We start from the raw sequence: 951 nt of genomic DNA, 5'->3' as shown, positions 1-951 counted from the left end.
AGCTAGTAAGATCCCTGAAAGATGATCAGGTTGATAGGTTCGAGGTGGAAGCATGGTGACATGTGGAGCTGACGAATACTAATAGATCGAGGACTTAACCATATAATATGTAGCAAATGTTATCTAGTTTTGAAGGAATATATATTAAAATTCCTTTTGACATTCTGAAAAGAATGTGTATAATGATAAAAGTCTGGTAATGATTGCAGAGAGGTCACACCCGTTCCCATACCGAACACGGAAGTTAAGCTCTCTAGCGCCGATGGTAGTTGGGACCTTGTCCCTGTGAGAGTAGGACGTTGCCAGGCTTGTATTATTCCGCAGTAGCTCAGCGGTAGAGCTATCGGCTGTTAACCGATCGGTCGTAGGTTCGATTCCTACCTGCGGAGCCATTATGCTTCCATAGCTCAGCTGGTAGAGTACTTCCATGGTAAGGAAGAGGTCACCGGTTCAACCCCGGTTGGAAGCTTGGAAAAGTTTTGAATTTTTGGCCCGTTGGTCAAGTGGTTAAGACACCGCCCTTTCACGGCGGTAACACGGGTTCGAATCCCGTACGGGTCACCACTTTTGGAGGATTAGCTCAGCTGGGAGAGCACCTGCCTTACAAGCAGGGGGTCGGCGGTTCGATCCCGTCATCCTCCACCATATATATTTTAAATGTCGGAGGGGTAGCGAAGTGGCTAAACGCGGCGGACTGTAAATCCGCTCCTTCGGGTTCGGCAGTTCGAATCTGCCCCCCTCCACCATTTTCTTTAAAATAACCTGAGAGGGTTTATTTTTTTGAAAAGATAACCATACTAGTAAATATTAATGGGCTATAGCCAAGCGGTAAGGCAACGGACTTTGACTCCGTCATGCGCTGGTTCGAATCCAGCTAGCCCAGCCATTTACGAGCCATTAGCTCAGTTGGTAGAGCATCTGACTTTTAATCAGAGGGTCGAAGGTTCGAAT

6 tRNA genes and 2 rRNA genes are annotated in these 951 nt (G+C 47.0%); all 8 read left to right on the top strand.

The features are described 5' to 3' along the window. Positions 1–102: ribosomal RNA gene (locus ACXVYO_RS00040) — 23S ribosomal RNA — on the top strand; the annotation flags it as partial. A 90-nt stretch (positions 103–192) separates the two neighbouring features. Continuing rightward, positions 193–308, top strand: a 5S ribosomal RNA gene (gene rrf / locus ACXVYO_RS00035). 9 nt (positions 309–317) lie between these two features. Next, a tRNA-Asn gene (locus ACXVYO_RS00030) sits at positions 318–392 on the top strand. A gap of 4 nt (positions 393–396) precedes the next feature. Continuing rightward, positions 397–469: transfer RNA gene (locus ACXVYO_RS00025), tRNA-Thr, on the top strand. A gap of 20 nt (positions 470–489) precedes the next feature. Beyond that, a tRNA-Glu gene (locus ACXVYO_RS00020) sits at positions 490–564 on the top strand. 5 nt (positions 565–569) lie between these two features. Then, positions 570–645 (top strand) — tRNA-Val (locus ACXVYO_RS00015). 17 nt (positions 646–662) lie between these two features. After that, positions 663–746: transfer RNA gene (locus tag ACXVYO_RS00010), tRNA-Tyr, on the top strand. Positions 747–811: 65 nt separating this feature from the next. Further along, positions 812–886, top strand: a tRNA-Gln gene (locus ACXVYO_RS00005). The last annotated feature ends 65 nt before the right edge of the window (positions 887–951 follow it).

This window comes from Bacillus sp. BC08 (assembly GCF_054326875.1).
This window is presented reverse-complemented; position numbering and strand designations above follow the sequence as displayed.